Consider the following 17,510-nt stretch of genomic DNA (forward strand, 5'->3'; position numbering starts at 1 on the left):
TAAACGACTCGCATTATCAGTTTTAATGCGAATCCCTAATATTTAATGGTACACTATGTATGCACATTATGCGAAACGTATTTAGAGGTGATTATTATGAAAAAATTATTAGGCGAAGAACGTCGCGCCTTTCTAATCGATTTACTAAAAACAGAGCGTGCCGCAATTACAGGTACAGATTTAGCAAAACGTTCAAACGTATCACGCCAAGTTATTGTTAATGATATGGCACTACTGAAAGCACGTAATGAACCCATTATTGCCACAAGTCAGGGCTACTTATATTTTGTGCAGCCGCATGAAGAAATAGTTGAACGTCAAATTGCTAGTCATCATCGTGCTGATCAAACGGAAGAAGAATTGAATTTATTAGTTGATGCAGGTGTTACCGTTAAAGATGTGACAATTGTTCATCCAGTTTACGGTGACTTAACTGCATCCATCATGGTTTCGAGCCGCTTTGATGTCACACAATTTTTAAAACGCATGAGTGAAACTGCTGCCTCCCCGCTACTTGAATTGACAGAGGGCGCTCACCTACACACATTGACAGCCGACTCTGAAGAGAAATTAGATGCTGCTGAACAACAGTTACGCCTACATGGCTTTATCGTCGAAGACTAATAAAAAAGAGTTCGTCCTAGCAAATTGCTAAAGGCGAACTCTTTTTTTATTCAAACATATAATAGCTTCCGAGTGATTTAACAGAACAACCCAGAGCACGTAACTCTTCCATTGCTCCTTGCATCATCGGTACACGTTCATCTTCTAACACATCAACAATGAAGAAATATTCTCCTAGTTTCGTTTTAAGAGGACGAGATTCGATTTTACTCAAATTCAAACGTCTCCATGAGAACACAGATAATAATTGATGCAGTGCCCCTGGATTATCATTTGGTAATTTCACCATTAATGTTGTTTTAACTTGTTCATCATGTGTAAGTGATTCGACACGAATATTACTTTTCGATAGCACGAAAAAGCGCGTATGGTTGAAATGAAAATCATGAATATTGGATTCAACAATCGCTAAATCATATTGTGCAGCCGCTGCCTCATTGGCAATTGCTGCGACACATTCCTCTGGATGCTCTGACACATATTTGGCAGCAGCTGCTGTAGAGGAATGCGCTTCCTGCGGCACTGTACGGAAACGATAGTATAAATATTTATGACACTGCGCAAGTGCATGTGAGTGTGAATAAATATGTTCAACGTTTTCCCAGTTATCTAGCTGTGCTTTGTTAACCATCAAATGTTGTGCAATTGGAATCGCCATCTCAGCAGCTACAAATAAATTTGCTTCATGATATAAATAGTCGATTGTAAGGGGCACAATTCCTTCTAAGGCGTTTTCAATCGGCACGACAGCTAAATCTACCTGCCCTTCCGAAACAGCCTCTATACACTCAGGAATCGTTTTTACTGGAATCAACCAATCGTTTTCAAACAAACGTTTTGTTGCTAAATGCGTAAATGTACCTTCAGGACCTAAATAGGCCACACGATTTTCCCATTCTTTTTCTGCCACGAAAATTCCCCTCTCGTTATAACGCTCCTGAACTAATAACCTCAGCTGATTCCACAAAGTCTAATTTTTTAAGATTTTGTAATAAATCATCTAATTCTACGTCCATTGCCGTTACATCAAGAGATAATGTGACATTCGCTCTTCCTTGGATAGGAATCGTTTGGTGAATCGTCAACACATTACAATGCGTCTCCGTCACAGTGGAGAGCAAACGAGCTAACGTTCCTTTACGATCCTCTAATTGTAAGAAAACTGTTAAAATGCGTTCTTGCACAATAGAGTGGAAGGGAAAAACAGCATCTCGATACTTATAAAAAGCACTACGAGATAAATCGACTTCTTTTACAGCATCCCAAATTGAAGATACTGAGCCTGTTTGAAGCAAATGTTTTGCCTGCAAAGTTTTTTGCATAGCATCTGTTAATACATCTTCACGAACTAAATAGTAACGTTGATCCGCTACATTTTTCATGTCTTTCCCCCCTTATCACTAATCGACAAATTCGAATTCAAATTTCAGGATTCGTACTGTATCGCCATTTTCGATGCCATTATCGCGAAGTGCTTCATCAACACCCATACCACGCATTTGACGTGCGAAACGACGTACAGATTCTTCACGGCTGAAGTCTGTCATTTTGAATAGACGTTCAATTGTATCGCCACTTAATACGAATGCGCCATCTTCATCGCGTGATACGACGAAGTCTGGACCTTTCGCTTCGTGTTTGTATAGAACAGTAGCATCTGTTTCTTCTTCTTCAACATCATGAAGTAAGAACTCAGGTGTTACATCTAATAGCGCATCAATTTCGTAAAGTAGTTCTTGTAATCCTTGACGAGAAATAGCTGAAATTGCGAAAACTTTTGCTTCATCACCAATTTTTTTACGGAATACTTCTAAGTTTTCTTCCGCATTTGGCATGTCCATTTTGTTAGCAACAATCAGCTGAGGACGCTCAGTTAAGCGTAAGTTATATTCTTCTAACTCTTTATTGATTGTTAAGTAGTCTTCATACGGGTCGCGACCTTCCATACCACTCATGTCAATAACATGTACGATAACACGTGTACGTTCGATATGACGTAGGAATTGGTGACCTAAGCCGACACCTTGTGCTGCACCTTCAATTAGACCTGGTAAATCCGCCATTGCAAATGATTTACCTTCGCCAACTTGTACCATTCCTAAGTTTGGAACGATTGTTGTGAAGTGATAAGCACCAATCTTCGGTTTTGCAGATGATACAACGGATAATAATGTTGATTTACCAACGCTTGGGAAACCAACTAAACCAACATCTGCTAAAACTTTTAACTCTAATATAACATTAAGTTCTTGTCCTGGCTCACCTTTTTCAGATAATTCTGGCGCTGGATTTGCAGGTGTCGCGAAACGAGAGTTCCCACGACCACCACGACCACCGCGAGCGATAATTGCTTCTTGGCCATCTTCAACTAAATCGGCAATTACTCGACCAGTGCCTTCTTCTGTTACAACAGTACCTGGTGGTACAGGAACAACATATGGTTTCGCACCGCGACCGTGCGCGTTTTTACTCATCCCATTTTCACCGTTTTGTGCTTTGAAATGGCGTTTGAAACGGAAATCCATTAATGTACGTAAGCCTTCATCTACTTTGAAGACTAGGTCGCCACCTTTACCGCCGTCGCCACCTGCTGGGCCACCATCCGGAATAAATTTTTCGCGGCGGGACGCTACCATACCGTCCCCGCCGTCACCACCTTTTACATAAACTTTTACGTGGTCTACAAACATTGTTTAAAGTCCCTCCTTATGGGCGTAAATACTATAATACCAACGTTCTTCACAAAAAGAGGGTTCCTCTAGTTGTAACTCGGTACCTGTCAAATCAAACGAAATTGTTTTCGTTGACGTTTTCCCTATAAAATCAAATGAAATCTCAAATTCTATTTCATTCGCAAAAACATTTAATGAAAGTCGTTGTTCTACTAAAGGATCAAGTCCCTTGTAAATTGCTTGTACAGATTGCTCTAAACAATCGCGCAAAGGCTCGTCCCATGACTCTCGCGCCGTACCTTCTATATTGCAATCGATCAATATTTCTAATGATGGAAAGCGCCACGAAGCCGTGTGGAGCCATTCAATTGTTCTTTGAATACCTAATCTATTTATATTAAAGAAAGTTTGAGACGCTTCTACGATGTCACTCATCGCAGATTGAGCGGCCTCAACCCGTTCTAAATCAAGGTTCATTTTCACAAGTTGCAGCTGATTCATAAAATCATGATGAACAAAGCGCAACACCTCATTTATCGTTAATGGCCGTTCTGTCACAAGTACACGCTCCTTCGATGAGATGTTCATGTTTTTAGTATACCAATTTTCTATCAGAAATGCGTTATGAAATGTGCTGAAAAGAGATGTTTCAACAAAAAAAGGACGACTCCGCATAACGCAAGCCGTTCCATTGTCACAAAAAAAGGACTGCAACACATGCAGTCCTTTAGTGAGTGCTCTTAAATTAAGCTTCTTGAGCTACAGGGTATACGCTAACTTTTTTCTTATCGCGGCCTAAACGTTCGAATTTAACAACGCCGTCCACTTTCGCGAATAAAGTATCGTCACCACCGCGGCCTACGTTTTCACCTGGGTAAATTTTAGTACCGCGTTGACGGTATAAAATAGAACCAGCAGATGTAAATTGACCATCAGCACGTTTAGCGCCTAAGCGTTTTGACTGAGAGTCACGACCATTTTTAGTAGAACCTACACCTTTTTTAGATGAGAAGAACTGTAAATCTAAAGATACTAGTAACATATGTTCCACCTCCTACATCATTTTATATTTTAACTCGATAAAATCTCCATAACTAGCAACCATTGTATACACTTGGGTTACCATTGTTTGAAGAATAATTTGCAGTTTTGCATCGGTTTCAGTGTCCAAATCAGAAGGATCGATAACGACGGATAAAAAGCCGCCCTCATCACCTTGTTCAATGCCAGGTGTGATTTGTAATAGTTGATTGATTGCATTGACTGTACCAAAGGCAATAGCCGATGCACCCGCACAAACTAAATCACGACCAGGATCGCCAGAGTAGGCATGACCTGAAAATTCAAAGCCATATGATTTGTGTTCTTCAGTAGAATGAATCTCAACAGTAATCATATTGTCACCTCACTTATTAAGCGTTGATAGCTTCAACTACTAATTTAGTGTATGGTTGACGGTGACCTTGTTTACGACGGTAGTTCTTTTTAGCTTTAAGTTTGAAAACTGTAACTTTCTTTTGACGACCTTGTTTTTCAACTTTAGCTGTAACTGTTGCGCCTTCTACGAATGGAGCGCCCACTTTAACAGCGTCACCACCAACGAAAAGAACTTTGTCGAAAGTTACTACTTCACCAGCTTCTGCGTTGATTTTCTCAACGTAGATTTCTTGGCCAGCTTCTACTTTGATTTGTTTACCACCAGTTTCGATAATTGCGTACATAACTGCACCTCCTTAATTGACTCAGACTCGCCTTCAAGCAGTGTTTCTTAACGAAAACTTTAAAACTGTTTCAGTGCGGTTGTAGCACGGGTGCTACATAACGTTACAAATCATACCACACCACTATATTTGCGTCAAGAATAATTACAAAATAACTTTGGTCACATAACATTCAAACAATTTAAACAGAAAAAGGATCGCCTATAAAAGTGATCCTCTCTTAATAAGATATCATTATTTTTTGAACATTGATTTTAGTTTCGCAAAGAATCCCGGTTTTTGTTTATCTAATGTCATAAGTGGCACAGATTCACCTAAAACACGACGGACAATATTACGATACGCTTTTGAAGCGCCACTTGAAGGATCCATTACAATTGGCTCCCCTTTGTTTGATGAAGCAATAACATGCTCATCATCTGGGATAATCCCAATCAATTCAATTGATAGATGTGTCGTAATCTCATTCACATCAAGTGTTTCACCACGTTCCATCATTTCTGGACGAATACGGTTAATAATTAACTTCGGTGCTTCAACATTCGGTTCTTGTTCTAATAAACCAATGATACGGTCAGCATCGCGAACCGCAGAAATCTCTGGTGTTGTCACAACAATCGCTTTGTCAGCACCTGCTACAGCATTTTTATAGCCTTGTTCAATGCCAGCTGGGCAATCGATTAAAACAAAATCAAATTCTTGTTTCAAACCATCGATAAGTTCTTTCATTTGTTGCGGTGTCACAGATGTTTTATCGGAAGTTTGAGCTGCTGGTAATAGGAATAATAATTCATCAAAGCGTTTGTCTTTCACAAGCGCCTGATGAACTTTACAACGACCTTCAACAACATCCACTAAGTCATAAATAATACGGTTTTCTAAACCTAAAATAACATCTAGGTTTCGTAAACCAATATCTGTATCGACTAGGCAAACTTTTTTCCCTTGAAGCGCCAATGCAGTACCTAAATTTGCAGAGGTTGTTGTTTTACCAACGCCTCCTTTACCAGAAGTAATTACAATAGCTTCCCCCACATTAGCTTCCTCCTTTAAACGTTGCCAAATTCGGTCTTATATTACGTAAATTTTGTAGACGATCAATGACAATATGTCCATTGTCATGTAAATAAGCACATTCCATTTCTGGTTGCTCCGATAAAATCGTCGTTTCATTCGTCATAATTTCAATGACATCATCGACCATTAAATGCGTTGCTTCGAGCCAAGAAGCAACAATCACTGCTTCGCGATTGCCACCCTTACCTGCATGTACAATGCCCTTCACACGTCCTAGTACGAATATACTACCTGTTGCTTCCACGCGCCCGTTCGGATTAACGTCGCCAATAACAACGACATCTCCTTCAATCTTCAATACTTGGCCGGAGCGCACGATACCAATATATGTAGAAGATTGATGCTTTAACACTCGCTGATTGCTTTCTTCAACAGTTAAAACATCACTCTTGATTTTGGAAACAGTCACATGCTGGGTTTCTTCTACAGCTTGCAATAACTGTTTGAGTTTTTCATGTGTACAATAGCGGTTTCCTAGATGAATCTGTACATCTAAATGTTCATCATCGTCATGCTGCGTTACTACTTTCGTTGACTGTAAAGCATCTAGTAAATCTGCAAATCCGCATTGGTCATCCAGTTTCAGCACTAGGCCTTCTTTAGTCCCCTTCATTGTTACTAGTTGCTTTGTTGCCAAACTTATACACCTCTTATTTTATAATTTATAAAATGGAGCGATTTGCTCGCTGATAAGAACGATATTCTAGTAAATATTTAAAGCCGCCACCTAATAAGGCAAGGAAGATTACATTCGCAATCATCGTTGGGATTAGACGCGTATTTAAAAACTGTGCAAATGATATATCTGTAAAGCCAATCAATGCAAAGAATTGATACAGCGCTACTTCTATAATCGCAATTAACACCAATGACAAGGTTGTTGTCACGACTAGATGTTGATGTATATATTTTACTGTAGAACCAGCAATAAAACAAATAAATGGATATAAAAACGTATAAAGACCTATGATATCGATATAAACAATATCATTAATCAGACCAAAAATGAGCCCGTAAATCATCGCTTTTTTACGGTCATAATAAATAGCCATAAAAATTAAAAACAAAATTAGAAAACGTGGCACTAAATAAATCAAATGACCTTGCCACTCAATTGGTGAAAATAGAGAAAACTCGGTTTCAGCAAAGAAAAGCACGATAACGACAGCCGGAATGAGATAACGTACCATTATTTCCCAGCTCCTGCTGTATTATCTATTGTTGCATCTTCTGCTTTGTTTGTATTGTTACCATCGACACCATCAACAGTAGTTGTAGCACGTTTCGCAATAACAACATGATCAATCATTGAGAAGTCTGCAGCTGGTTTAACATAGGCTAATTTCGTTAAGCCAAAGTCATCTGTTGTTACTTTTGTTACTTCCCCAATTAAAACACCTTTAGGGAAAATGCCACCAAGTCCAGATGTTGTGACTTTATCGCCTTTTTTCACTGAAAGCTCTGAATCAACACGTTTTAAAATAAGTTCGCCACGCTTACGATCATAGCCTTCAATTAAACCATTTGTTTCTTTTTTCTTATTTGCAATCGTTGCTGAAACACGATAATTCGTATTGCTTGTAGACAATAACTCAACTTCTGATGTTTGTGGTGTTGTTTGAACAACTTTACCAATTAAACCTTGGGAAGTAATAACGGCCATGTTTACTTTAACACCATCCGTAGAACCTTGGTTTAAAATCAATTTTTCTTCCCATTGGTCCGGATTACGAGCAATAACATTTGCTTGAATTGGATCATATTTGCGGAGGCTCGTTTGTTTACCAGCAAGCTTTTGTAATCGCTTGTTTTCAACATTTAATTCTTTCACCTCTGCTTGTAATGAGCCGAATTCTTCCAAGCGCGATTTTAAACGTTTATTTTCTTCATAAGTGTTAATCATCGCATCGATATCTTTAATAAATCCTGTAACATAATTAGTTGGCTTTGCAACAATTGATTGCGCAAAGCCAACAGTATCTTTTACGATTTTTTCAGGTAGCGATGCGTTTTGTCGATCGCGTAAGGATAAGCCGATTAATGCCACGAGTAAGATTACACCAATTATTAGAAAAATAACTTTTTTCTGTTTAAAAATTGTGGCATTACTTAAACCTCCTTATTTCGTTTGATGACGCTTCATTAAGTCAATATGCTCTAATGCCATACCTGTACCTGTTGCTACACAATCTAAAGGATCTTCTGCAATAAATACTGGCATGTTTGTTTCGTCACTAATGACTTTATCTAAGTTTTTAAGAAGTGCGCCACCGCCTGTTAAGACGATACCACGTTCCATAACGTCAGCAGATAATTCTGGTGGAGTTTGTTCTAATGTTTTCTTAACGCCATCAATAATTGCTAAAATTGATTCACGTAATGCATCAACGATTTCAATTGAAGAAATTTCGATTGTTTTTGGAAGACCTGTCACTAAATCGCGACCACGGATATCCATTTTTTCTTCTGGCATACCTTCTGAAGATGCAGAACCGATTTCCATTTTGATAGCTTCAGAAGTACGTTCACCAATTGTTAAGTTATATTGTTTGCGAATGTATGCAACGATTGCTTGGTCCATTGCGTCACCAGCAACACGCACAGATTCACTTGTTACGATACCACCTAATGAAATAACAGCTACTTCTGTCGTACCACCACCGATATCAACTACCATTGAGCCAGTAGGTTCCCAAACGGGTAAGTTCGCACCGATTGACGCTGCAAATGGCTCTTCGATTGTGAATGCATCTTTTGCACCCGCTTGACGAGCTGCATCGATAACCGCACGTTGTTCAACTGATGTAATTCCATAAGGTACACAAATCATTACATTTGGTTTTTTGAAGTTACTACCTGAAGCTTTCATTGCCTCTTTTAAATAATAACTAATCATTGTTGTTGTAATTTCAAAATCTGCAATAACGCCATCTTTCATTGGACGAATTGCTACGATTGATCCTGGTGTACGACCAATCATATTTTTTGCATCGTTACCTACTGCTACGATTTCACCTGTTTGTGTATTCTTTGCTACTACTGATGGTTCGCGTAAAACGATCCCTTTTCCTTTAATAAATACCAATGTATTCGCTGTGCCGAGGTCAATACCGACATCTTTTCCACCTAATCCAAACACTTTTGTTCTTCCTTTCTCTAAAGCTGTTACTTTTAACTAGCTATCTTAAAATCATACGTTTCATTATAACGAAAAATGCTGAAAAATTACAGTCTTTACATAAAACCTTTCTCTTTTAAGCTAATAAATTGATGATCACCTATAATCACGTGGTCTAAAAGCTCAATTCCTAACACTTCGCCGGCATGCTGAATCCTTTTGGTAACGTCGATGTCTTCGGAGCTAGGAGTTGGGTTTCCTGATGGATGATTGTGCGCACAAATAATTGATGCTGCGGAACGTTTCACTGCTTCACGAAAAATTTCACGTGGATGGACAATACTCGCATTTAAGCTGCCCATAAAAATTGTTTGTTTATGAATCACCTGATTTTTAACGTTTAAATAAAGCACCACAAAGTGTTCCTGCTTTAAATTCGTCATATCGGACATTAAAAGCGTGGCCGCATCATCGGGTGTACGAATCGTCCAACGGTCCTGTACTTGCTTTGCCGAAACGCGTCTTCCCAGTTCAATCGCCGCTAAAAGTTCGATTGCTTTTACTTCTCCAATACCATTGATTTCAATTAATTCTTCAATTGTTGCCTCTTTTATATCATGAAGATGTTCAAAATGTGTCAACACATTGGCCGCAAGCTGAGTTACCGAAAGATTTTTAATACCTACGCGAAAAATAATCGCTAACAGCTCTTGATTTGTAAGCTGTTGCGCGCCATTTTGACGTAGCCGTTCGCGCGGACGATCGATTGCATGAGCATCACGAATCATCATTGCGTAACCCCCACATCAAGCAAGTTCTTCACGTAATATTGCGTATGTTTTAACACTTCATTTATATCCTGCACTCCATCAATTATAAATGACGTTGATTCTCCTAATATATTATAACCAATATTATATAAAAAAGGTTTCCGATAACGAATATATTTTGTAATATTTTTTGAATCTTCTTGTGTATAGAATATTAATTCAACAGTTTTGAATATTTCTGCACTCCAAATAGCCAAGGCAACTGTGATTTTATTACATTTCACGGATTGCTCTACCGCTGAAATAATCGACAAAGCAACCTCTCCTTTTTTCCTTGTTGGTGCAAGCTGTACAAGTTGATGCACAGCTCTCGTATAAGCATCCTCAAATGTAATATCCGAAAATCGAATATAGCGTCCATATACTGGTTCAAATCGATAAGCTAGTGTACGTAATATGGTTTCACTAAATGGCTGGGGATTGATTAAGTACAACATATTTAACGCCTCCTTTTCGTTATCATACGAAAAGATTGGCTGTCATGAAAAAACCTTATACTCATCAATCGCTTTTAAAAGTGCGTCATCAGTCAATAAAGACAGCGATTTCAAAACATTTCTTAAAAATCTACTAAAAAAACAAGTTGTTCAGCTGTTCTATAAAATTCCATAAAAAAAGGAATCGTCCATTTGAATGATTCCTTTTGGTGATATTTATTTTGTTGTATCTTTTGTTGTATCTTCTGTTGCTTCATCTTTCGGTTCTTCATTTGTTGTTTGTGTCGCTTCATCAACAGGCACTTCATAATAAAATGTTGTTACTTGAATTTTAGCTGCAACAATATCTTCAGATGTTGCATCTTCTGTATCAGGTGCTTCAAATTTTACTTTTTCAACATTATAAACACGGTTTGCATTTTCAAGTTGATCGATAAAATTGCGGACATCTGATTCTGAGTAGCCACTAACTGCTAATTGCATCGTAATCATTTTCGTATATTTTGGTAATGTGCTCTCAGGAACTGAAGATACAGGTTTTTCTTCCACTGCATAAGCTGATTTTTCCTCTGCTTCTGTTAGCGCTGTTGTTACTTGCGCTTGTTTAGCTACTTCACTTTGTGCATCATAGGCATTGAAGTTAAAGTTCGTAATTTGTGTTGCACTTGCTGATTCAGCAGCTTGTAAATCATCAACTAATGTATCCATATTGGCACCATTCGGAATTTTTTTACCTGCTTCTGTTGTATCAGATGGTTTGATAGGTTGTTGTAAATCTGCTAATTGTGTTTTAGCTGTTTGTAATTCGGTTTTTTGAACAGCAACCTTCTCATTTATTGCATCACGTTTATCCATTTGTGGCTTTAACATGTAGTAATATAACGACAATGCGATAACAGCAGCTACGATAACGATAAGTGCATAAAGTAGGGGTTGTTTAGATGTCTTTGTATTTTCCATTAGTTAGACCCCTCCTTATTTTGTTGTGCTTGTTGTAGCTTTTCTTTATTAAGCGTGATATTAAACACTGCTTGATAGCGTGCAGTAGATGAAATTTCGGGTTTTGATGCTAAATCATCTTCTGCTACTGGTGTATAAGCTGCTACTTTTTCCATGTCAACAGCAGTAAATACATCTGTGTTTTGTGCTAATGTTTTTTGATATTTTGTAGCATCTTGTAAAGTTGAAAAGTTCATTTTTAGTTGCATACCCTTTTCATCGTATGTGATACCAGTAAGTGCTGCACTGCTACCACCGTCTTTTAGCAAAGCGGTAAATACTGGTGTTAATGATAATTTTTCTTCTTTCGCAAATGCTGCTGCTTCTTTTAAGATAACTTCTGATTTGCGTTGTTCTTCTTCAATTTTTTCTGATGCATGATCGATTTCTGTTGCAAGCTTTTGACTTTGTTTTTCGGCATCTTGAATATCATTATGTACTAAAAAATAATTGATACCAAAGAACAATGCGATTACTACTACAACAAAAATACTCAGACCGAGTACCGGATTTTTCTTTTTCGGTTTCTCAGCTCTTTGCTGTGCTTCTTCTTGAGCCATGACGAATCCCTTCCTTTTCAATATTCTTCTCAGGCGTGTTACACATACGTTAACTACATTTGTTAATAATACAAATAACACAGCCGTTTTTCAAATGTTTTCCTGTTTACGTTTAGGTTTCCACGAGATAATTGCCAACTTTGATAATACTGCTTTCTACACTATCTCACAACAAAAAAATAAATTTTTCCTTTTCAAATTTTACCTTAATCACTTATCATAGTAGTTTAGAATCGTTTTGTTGGTTCAGAAATAACAAAATAAGTTGTTTAACGCTTTAAAAACGCTTATCATTAAAGCGTTAACGTCAGGCTACTTTCGCAATAGAAAGAAGGGTACATAAATGGAAGGAAAAATGACTAGAATACTAGCGGCTATCCTACTAGCACTGGTCTTTGTATTCGTTGTTGTCCATCATAATCAAACGATTTCGGCACACGATAAAGAAGTGGCTAGCTATGCTGATGCAACGGCTGATGCTGACCGTGAGCTTACAACTATGAACAAAAAAGCAACACAGTATCACGCGGTAGACCAATTAGAAGCATTGCAGGCACTTGGTTATGAGCGTGTCCTTGATTATGCTAATAATGAAGTGACAATGGCGCGCATTGAAGCCGCGAAGAACCGCACGTATGCCGTAACATTAAAACCGAGTCATTACGATGGGCTATCTCGCGCCATTATGACGGTTTACGATGGTCAAAGTAACACATTAAATCTAACAAAATTAACTGAAAAAACAAAGATTGAAACCGTGATTTCTTGGAAAAACGGTTATTAATATGCGGTAAGAGGTGACTACAAGAACATGAAGAATATGAAAAAAAGTTCTCTCGCTTTGCTTATAGCGGCAACCGCTATTATTATTTGTGCTATTGCCTTTTTATTTATTGAGCAATCCAATGCGAAAGAACAAGCAAAAAAAATGGAAGCTCTCGATACGGCTTCACGCAATATTGCAGAGGCTGGGCTTAAAACAACGCGTGCAGAGCTACAACAGCTCGTTGAACAAGCCTATGATGAAACGATGACACGCTATGACGCTTTATCCGCTACAGATAAAAAAGGATTTGAAGTCGATAAAATGTTTTATGCACGCGCAGAAGCATTATTAGCAAGTCGTGTAAATAAACCCATCACATCTACTGATTTTGATTTGGTTCGTGGTGAACAACCAACAGCTGAAACCATTTTAAGTCATGTAGACGGCGAGCATTACACATTAACGGCAACAGGTAAAATTGCCAAAACAATCGCAACCGTTGCGCAAGACTACACATTGTCGTTAAAAGTACCGGTTTCTAAAACGACAGATCGTTATCATTATCAATATGCCGTACATGCCACAAATCAAATTGTTGTACAAAAAGGCTCAAAGGTGGTCGGCAATTTAGCAACAGCTAAAACAAGTGATATTGCGGTGGATAGCGCGAGCTGCCAATACTTACAAAATGGCAGTGGCTATTATGATGAATGTTATAACGACGGGAACACAGATGCTTCCCCGCTGAAAATGCGTAATGCACAAAGTTTCAAAACGTATTTACCATCATTCCCTAAAAAAGATTTAAAAGCATTTGATGCACTCCCAATTCCAGCTGAAAACTTATACTTACCAATTCCTGAAGCAGATCAATACAATGAAGTGACAGAAGAGGATGGAACGATTCGTAAAGTGAAGAAAACCGAGGCTGAGTTAGAGCTACTGAAGAAATATTATTATAAAGATGGCGTGTTAACGATGAATAGCATGACACAAGAAATGTTTACACCAACTGAACCATTTAGTTTTAGTGAATCAGAAGTGCATATTCGCGAACTAACAGTGGACGGTATTAATGCAGTCATTGATATTGGTGATAGTGACCAAGTTGTTCGCGCAGATCGTGTAAATCTTCAAAACGGTGCAACGCTAACAATTAAAGGTGCTGGTTCATTCAAGCTGTATACGAAAAACTTCGGCATGACAAACGGTGAAATCACCGCAGCGGATAAAGCGTCGATTGAAACATATCTTGATGGCAAAGAAGCTATTACATTTGATGATACCTTCAAATCACCAGGTTTATTGTATGTACGTGCAGCTCACGTAACATTACCTGCAACTGGTGGATTTGAAGGTAATATTATTACAGGTGCGAAACGCTTAACATTAAATGGTGTAGTCAATAACACAAAACAACTTATTTTAGCACCAAAAGCAACCGTGTCCTTAAAAAATGATACGGTGTTTAACGGCGCCATTATTGCAAAAAATGTTTATATGGAGGAATCCACACTGATTTTTGCCAAACCGGAAGATCAGATTCCCATTCCATTAGCAGTTGAACAATTTGATACACCAATTCAGCTTGTACAAGTTGGCAATGTAGCCGCAAAATAAAGTTCGCATCAAAAAGAGGGAATCGTGCCAAAACACGACTCCCTCTTTTTTTATGCTCATTTCCCCAATTAGCTATATCTTTTTGATATTGATTTACTGTGCACGAAATACTTCTTGCAGTGTATGTCGCCACTGTGCTAATAAATAAAGTGAGCCCGTCATAATGACAATGCCTGGCTCTTTACGTTTCTCAAGTACTGCTTCGAGTGCATTGCTAGATACATGCTTATTCGTTGCTTGGCTATGTGCTAAAAGTTGCTCAGCAGGCATTAGACGATGTTGTTCGCGCTCTACTTCAACAAATGTAAAGTCATCACATACTTGCTCGAGCTCACGTAATACTCCGTCTACATCTTTATCTCTTAAAATCCCCATAACAATGTGAATTGGCGTATTTGGATATAAATCAGTAATTGTTTTACGCAGGGACGCTGCACTTGCTGGGTTATGTGCGCCGTCTAAAAATACATTTTTACTTAATTGCTCGAAACGTCCAGCCACGGTTGCTTTCGCAATCGCTTGGCGCACTAAGTCTTCATGAATCGTGCGTGATAATTTTTGCGCGATTTCGATAAAGGCTGTAATCGCTAATGCCATATTATGACGTTGATGTGCCCCTTTTAAATTACGTGTTAAATCATTTATTTCTAATAAGCCTTGTACATATGTGTCGCCAATCAACGCTTCAAAATCTTCTCCATCGACACGCAGTATCACCTCTTGCTTAATGGCTTCTTCTTGTACAACATCAAAAGCCTCTTGTGGCAATTCACCGATGACTGCAACTGCATTTGGTTTCAAAATACCGGCTTTATGATATGCAATTTTTGCAAGCGTATCTCCGAGGAAATTCGTATGTTCAAGTGCAATGCTTGGAATGATTGAAACAATTGGACGAACCACATTCGTACTATCAAAACGTCCCCCCATGCCCGCTTCAATAATCGCAATATCTGGCTTATACATTTTACATGCCATAAACGCAGCTGCCGTCAATAATTCAAAATCTGTGAGCAATCCACTAACACCTGCTGCTTTTAATTCCTTAAAAATAGCATCCATTTGAAAGGGTGCAAGTGGGCCATTATTAATTTTAATTTGGTCATGTACATCTTCTATACAAGGTGATGTAAACGTCATCGTTTTCAAATCATGTGCACGGCAAATTGCTTCAAGCATCGCAATTGTTGAACCTTTCCCGTTCGTCCCTGCCACATGGACTACTGGCACACTTAGTTCTGGATGACCGAGCATCTCCATCGCCTGTTCAATTGCTTCGAGCCCCGGTTTAATCTCGTCACTACTCTCTACATTAAAACGTTCTTTATAGCTATCAAAAGCTGGTATCATAAGCTCTCCCCCTTGCTATTCAATTCAATTTATTCATGCTACACTCTATTATATACCATTTCTCGTTGGAGGCTTTAATCGTGAAAAAAACTTGCTGGATTATTTACAATGGTAGTCTTGTGGCCGATAAATTTCTTGACCAAGCTCGCTTAATGGCAGAAGCTTGTACACACCACAATGTCGAACCCATTATTTATAAAAACTATGAAATCCCGATGACGTTACATGCGCCACTGGAGGTCAAACCTGATTTTGTTATTTTTTTAGATAAGGACATTTTATTAGCTACTTATTTGAAAAATCAGGGTATCCCGATATTTAATGATCCGGATGTGATTGAAACATGCGACAACAAAGCCAAACAATACATTCAATTAGCACAGGCACATGTCCCGATGCCAAAAACAATCGTGGCGCCAAAAGTGTATCCTAAATTCACAATCCGTGATAGTGGTTATTTTGAAGGCGTACTTAATACACTTGGTCTACCAATGATTATTAAAGAAGGTCATGGCTCATTTGGCATGAAGGTTTATTTAATTGAAACGGCCGAGCAATTTTTTGAAAAAGTCGAGAGCCTGCGCGGTGTTGATTTCGTATTCCAAGAATTTATTGCATCAAGTAAAGGACGCGACATTCGTGTCAATACGATTGGAAATGAGGTCGTAGCCGCAATGTATCGTCATTCTGAAACGGATTTCCGTGCAAATGTTACAAATGGTGGCATCGCAGAAACGGTCGTCTTAACTACTGCGCAAAAAGACCTTGCATTACGTGCTGCAAAAGCCGTTGGTGCAGCCTTCGCTGGGGTCGATTTATTATTCGGTCCACACGAAGAACCGATTGTTTGTGAAGTAAATGCCGCAAGTCATATCCGCAATATTTACAACGTAACGGGCATCAATGTAGGTGACCGCTTCGTTGAATACATCTTACATGAACTGGAGGCTAGCCATGAAGCAGGCGTATCTTCTTTATAGTGAATCTGATGCAGTAAAAAATCAGTCATTTATTGAACAACTGCAACAAACGGGATTGCAACATGATGTAACGCTCACATTACTAATTGAAGAACAGCATGATATTATCAAAGCTACAAAGGATGCCTTATTTATTTGGAACCGTACGCGAAACGCTGAGCTTGCAAAGCAATTAGAGCAGCTTGGGCGTCGCGTCGTCAACCGTAGTGAGGTCAACCGTATTGCAAATGATAAGCTACGCGCGATGCAGCTAGCCATCTTACAAGGTATTCCGACCGTACCACGCGTGCTTGAACAGCGTCTGACAGCAGATGACTTCCCTGTTATCGTCAAATCAATCGGTGGTCATGGTGGCAACGAGGTCTTTAAATGCGATACCCTGGAACAATTTGAAACGGCAAAAGCAAAGCTTACAACCTATTTAATTGAACCTTATATCGAAACAAATGCCACTGATGTACGCGTTTGGATGATTGGCGAAGATATTATTGGTGCTGTAAAGCGCATCGGTGCCCCAGGGGATTTTCGTTCGAACTATACACTTGGCGGCTCGATTGAAAAATTTGACTTAACAGCTGAACAGCGTACGTACGTGCAGCGTATTCAAAAAGCGATTAAGAGTGATTATATCGGCATCGACTTTTTACATGTGACGCACGACCAACTATTATTCAATGAAATGGAAGACCCTGTTGGTGCAAGGTCATACTACGAGCTCTTTGATAAAGATTTAACTGAGCTGTTATGGCAACATTT

The 17,510-nt window shown here is 38.7% G+C and carries 22 protein-coding genes and 1 other annotated feature; of the genes, 5 read left to right on the forward strand and 17 right to left on the reverse strand.

Features of this window, described 5'->3' with window-relative positions:
• Positions 1-96: 96 nt before the first annotated feature.
• Entirely contained in the window at positions 97-624 is a 528-nt protein-coding gene (locus KTHG_RS07405) for a transcription repressor NadR (protein WP_186439521.1), read from the forward strand.
• Between the two features lie 46 nt (positions 625-670).
• Here the strand turns inward: KTHG_RS07405 and pheA are convergent, their stop codons facing one another.
• The 16 genes from pheA to KTHG_RS07485 form a co-directional block, all read right to left on the reverse strand.
• A complete protein-coding gene (gene pheA, locus KTHG_RS07410; protein ID WP_139992498.1) occupies positions 671-1,534 on the reverse strand; it encodes a prephenate dehydratase in 864 nt (287 codons plus the stop codon).
• Positions 1,535-1,550: 16 nt separating this feature from the next.
• A complete protein-coding gene (locus KTHG_RS07415) occupies positions 1,551-2,006 on the reverse strand; it encodes an ACT domain-containing protein (protein WP_126991088.1) in 456 nt (151 codons plus the stop codon).
• Positions 2,007-2,024: 18 nt separating this feature from the next.
• A complete protein-coding gene (gene obgE, locus KTHG_RS07420) occupies positions 2,025-3,314 on the reverse strand; it encodes a GTPase ObgE (RefSeq protein ID WP_139992500.1) in 1,290 nt (429 codons plus the stop codon).
• A gap of 3 nt (positions 3,315-3,317) precedes the next feature.
• Positions 3,318-3,854: a Spo0B domain-containing protein gene (locus KTHG_RS07425; protein WP_126991086.1), complete on the reverse strand. Its 537-nt coding sequence runs from the start codon at positions 3,852-3,854 to the stop codon at positions 3,318-3,320.
• Positions 3,855-4,041: 187 nt separating this feature from the next.
• The gene (rpmA, locus tag KTHG_RS07430) at positions 4,042-4,338 is read right to left on the reverse strand and encodes a 50S ribosomal protein L27 (RefSeq protein WP_126991085.1); all 297 of its coding nucleotides are present in this window, start codon (positions 4,336-4,338) and stop codon (positions 4,042-4,044) included.
• A gap of 12 nt (positions 4,339-4,350) precedes the next feature.
• The gene (locus KTHG_RS07435; RefSeq protein ID WP_139992502.1) at positions 4,351-4,692 is read right to left on the reverse strand and encodes a ribosomal-processing cysteine protease Prp; all 342 of its coding nucleotides are present in this window, start codon (positions 4,690-4,692) and stop codon (positions 4,351-4,353) included.
• Between the two features lie 16 nt (positions 4,693-4,708).
• The gene (rplU, locus tag KTHG_RS07440) at positions 4,709-5,017 is read right to left on the reverse strand and encodes a 50S ribosomal protein L21 (RefSeq protein WP_010288129.1); all 309 of its coding nucleotides are present in this window, start codon (positions 5,015-5,017) and stop codon (positions 4,709-4,711) included.
• A gap of 13 nt (positions 5,018-5,030) precedes the next feature.
• Positions 5,031-5,108, reverse strand: a sequence feature (ribosomal protein L21 leader region).
• Between the two features lie 143 nt (positions 5,109-5,251).
• A complete protein-coding gene (gene minD / locus KTHG_RS07445; RefSeq protein ID WP_126991083.1) occupies positions 5,252-6,052 on the reverse strand; it encodes a septum site-determining protein MinD in 801 nt (266 codons plus the stop codon).
• A 1-nt stretch (position 6,053) separates the two neighbouring features.
• Positions 6,054-6,731 carry a septum site-determining protein MinC gene (locus KTHG_RS07450; RefSeq protein WP_126991082.1) on the reverse strand — a complete coding sequence of 226 codons (678 nt, stop codon included), beginning with the start codon at positions 6,729-6,731 and terminating at the stop codon, positions 6,054-6,056.
• Positions 6,732-6,756: 25 nt separating this feature from the next.
• Complete coding sequence (gene mreD / locus KTHG_RS07455; protein ID WP_126991081.1) at positions 6,757-7,284, reverse strand: rod shape-determining protein MreD; 528 nt, start codon at positions 7,282-7,284, stop codon at positions 6,757-6,759.
• Entirely contained in the window at positions 7,284-8,141 is an 858-nt protein-coding gene (gene mreC, locus KTHG_RS07460; protein WP_255512408.1) for a rod shape-determining protein MreC, read from the reverse strand. Before mreC ends, mreD begins: the two co-directional genes overlap by 1 nt.
• Before the next feature lie 72 nt (positions 8,142-8,213).
• On the reverse strand, positions 8,214-9,233 hold the full coding sequence (locus KTHG_RS07465; RefSeq protein ID WP_126991079.1) for a rod shape-determining protein: 1,020 nt from the start codon (positions 9,231-9,233) through the stop codon (positions 8,214-8,216).
• A gap of 95 nt (positions 9,234-9,328) precedes the next feature.
• Positions 9,329-10,000, reverse strand: a complete 672-nt coding sequence (gene radC / locus KTHG_RS07470; RefSeq protein WP_139992772.1) for a RadC family protein — start codon at positions 9,998-10,000, stop codon at positions 9,329-9,331.
• Positions 10,000-10,479, reverse strand: coding sequence for a hypothetical protein (locus KTHG_RS07475; protein WP_139992506.1), 480 nt, complete (start codon positions 10,477-10,479; stop codon positions 10,000-10,002). The genes radC and KTHG_RS07475 overlap by 1 nt, the downstream gene beginning before the upstream one ends.
• Positions 10,480-10,695: 216 nt before the next feature.
• Complete coding sequence (locus KTHG_RS07480) at positions 10,696-11,439, reverse strand: hypothetical protein (protein WP_139992508.1); 744 nt, start codon at positions 11,437-11,439, stop codon at positions 10,696-10,698.
• On the reverse strand, positions 11,439-12,038 hold the full coding sequence (locus tag KTHG_RS07485; RefSeq protein WP_126991076.1) for a hypothetical protein: 600 nt from the start codon (positions 12,036-12,038) through the stop codon (positions 11,439-11,441). The genes KTHG_RS07480 and KTHG_RS07485 overlap by 1 nt, the downstream gene beginning before the upstream one ends.
• 343 nt (positions 12,039-12,381) lie before the next feature.
• Here KTHG_RS07485 and KTHG_RS07490 point away from each other — a divergent pair, with 343 nt between their 5' ends.
• Together KTHG_RS07490 and KTHG_RS07495 are read left to right on the forward strand one after the other, a co-directional pair.
• Positions 12,382-12,822 carry a hypothetical protein gene (locus KTHG_RS07490; RefSeq protein ID WP_126991075.1) on the forward strand — a complete coding sequence of 147 codons (441 nt, stop codon included), beginning with the start codon at positions 12,382-12,384 and terminating at the stop codon, positions 12,820-12,822.
• Between the two features lie 27 nt (positions 12,823-12,849).
• Positions 12,850-14,424, forward strand: a complete 1,575-nt coding sequence (locus KTHG_RS07495) for a hypothetical protein (RefSeq protein WP_139992510.1) — start codon at positions 12,850-12,852, stop codon at positions 14,422-14,424.
• Between the two features lie 93 nt (positions 14,425-14,517).
• On the opposite strand, the gene KTHG_RS07500 is transcribed toward KTHG_RS07495, so the two are convergent.
• Complete coding sequence (locus tag KTHG_RS07500; RefSeq protein WP_139992512.1) at positions 14,518-15,774, reverse strand: bifunctional folylpolyglutamate synthase/dihydrofolate synthase; 1,257 nt, start codon at positions 15,772-15,774, stop codon at positions 14,518-14,520.
• A gap of 80 nt (positions 15,775-15,854) precedes the next feature.
• Here KTHG_RS07500 and KTHG_RS07505 point away from each other — a divergent pair, with 80 nt between their 5' ends.
• Positions 15,855-16,754 carry an ATP-grasp domain-containing protein gene (locus tag KTHG_RS07505; RefSeq protein WP_255512409.1) on the forward strand — a complete coding sequence of 300 codons (900 nt, stop codon included), beginning with the start codon at positions 15,855-15,857 and terminating at the stop codon, positions 16,752-16,754.
• Positions 16,729-17,510, forward strand: a 782-nt coding sequence (locus tag KTHG_RS07510; protein WP_186439522.1) for an ATP-grasp domain-containing protein, incomplete at its 3' end; no start/stop codon positions are given. The genes KTHG_RS07505 and KTHG_RS07510, both read left to right, overlap by 26 nt.

Origin of the sequence: Kurthia sp. Dielmo, from assembly GCF_000307285.2 — a bacterium.
Taxonomy (GTDB): Bacteria; Bacillota; Bacilli; order Bacillales_A; family Planococcaceae; genus Kurthia; species Kurthia populi.

Coding starts and splice junctions, on each gene's coding strand:
- KTHG_RS07435 (WP_139992502.1), bottom strand. CDS start 4,692: ATGATTACTGTTGAGATTCATTCTACTGAAGAACACAAATCATATGGC.
- mreD (WP_126991081.1), bottom strand. CDS start 7,284: ATGGTACGTTATCTCATTCCGGCTGTCGTTATCGTGCTTTTCTTTGCT.
- rplU (WP_010288129.1), bottom strand. CDS start 5,017: ATGTACGCAATTATCGAAACTGGTGGTAAACAAATCAAAGTAGAAGCT.
- KTHG_RS07405 (WP_186439521.1), top strand. CDS start 97: ATGAAAAAATTATTAGGCGAAGAACGTCGCGCCTTTCTAATCGATTTA.
- KTHG_RS07490 (WP_126991075.1), top strand. CDS start 12,382: ATGGAAGGAAAAATGACTAGAATACTAGCGGCTATCCTACTAGCACTG.
- KTHG_RS07480 (WP_139992508.1), bottom strand. CDS start 11,439: ATGGAAAATACAAAGACATCTAAACAACCCCTACTTTATGCACTTATC.
- rpmA (WP_126991085.1), bottom strand. CDS start 4,338: ATGTTACTAGTATCTTTAGATTTACAGTTCTTCTCATCTAAAAAAGGT.
- KTHG_RS07475 (WP_139992506.1), bottom strand. CDS start 10,479: ATGTTGTACTTAATCAATCCCCAGCCATTTAGTGAAACCATATTACGT.
- radC (WP_139992772.1), bottom strand. CDS start 10,000: ATGATTCGTGATGCTCATGCAATCGATCGTCCGCGCGAACGGCTACGT.
- KTHG_RS07415 (WP_126991088.1), bottom strand. CDS start 2,006: ATGAAAAATGTAGCGGATCAACGTTACTATTTAGTTCGTGAAGATGTA.
- KTHG_RS07485 (WP_126991076.1), bottom strand. CDS start 12,038: ATGGCTCAAGAAGAAGCACAGCAAAGAGCTGAGAAACCGAAAAAGAAA.
- obgE (WP_139992500.1), bottom strand. CDS start 3,314: ATGTTTGTAGACCACGTAAAAGTTTATGTAAAAGGTGGTGACGGCGGG.
- KTHG_RS07495 (WP_139992510.1), top strand. CDS start 12,850: ATGAAGAATATGAAAAAAAGTTCTCTCGCTTTGCTTATAGCGGCAACC.
- KTHG_RS07500 (WP_139992512.1), bottom strand. CDS start 15,774: ATGATACCAGCTTTTGATAGCTATAAAGAACGTTTTAATGTAGAGAGT.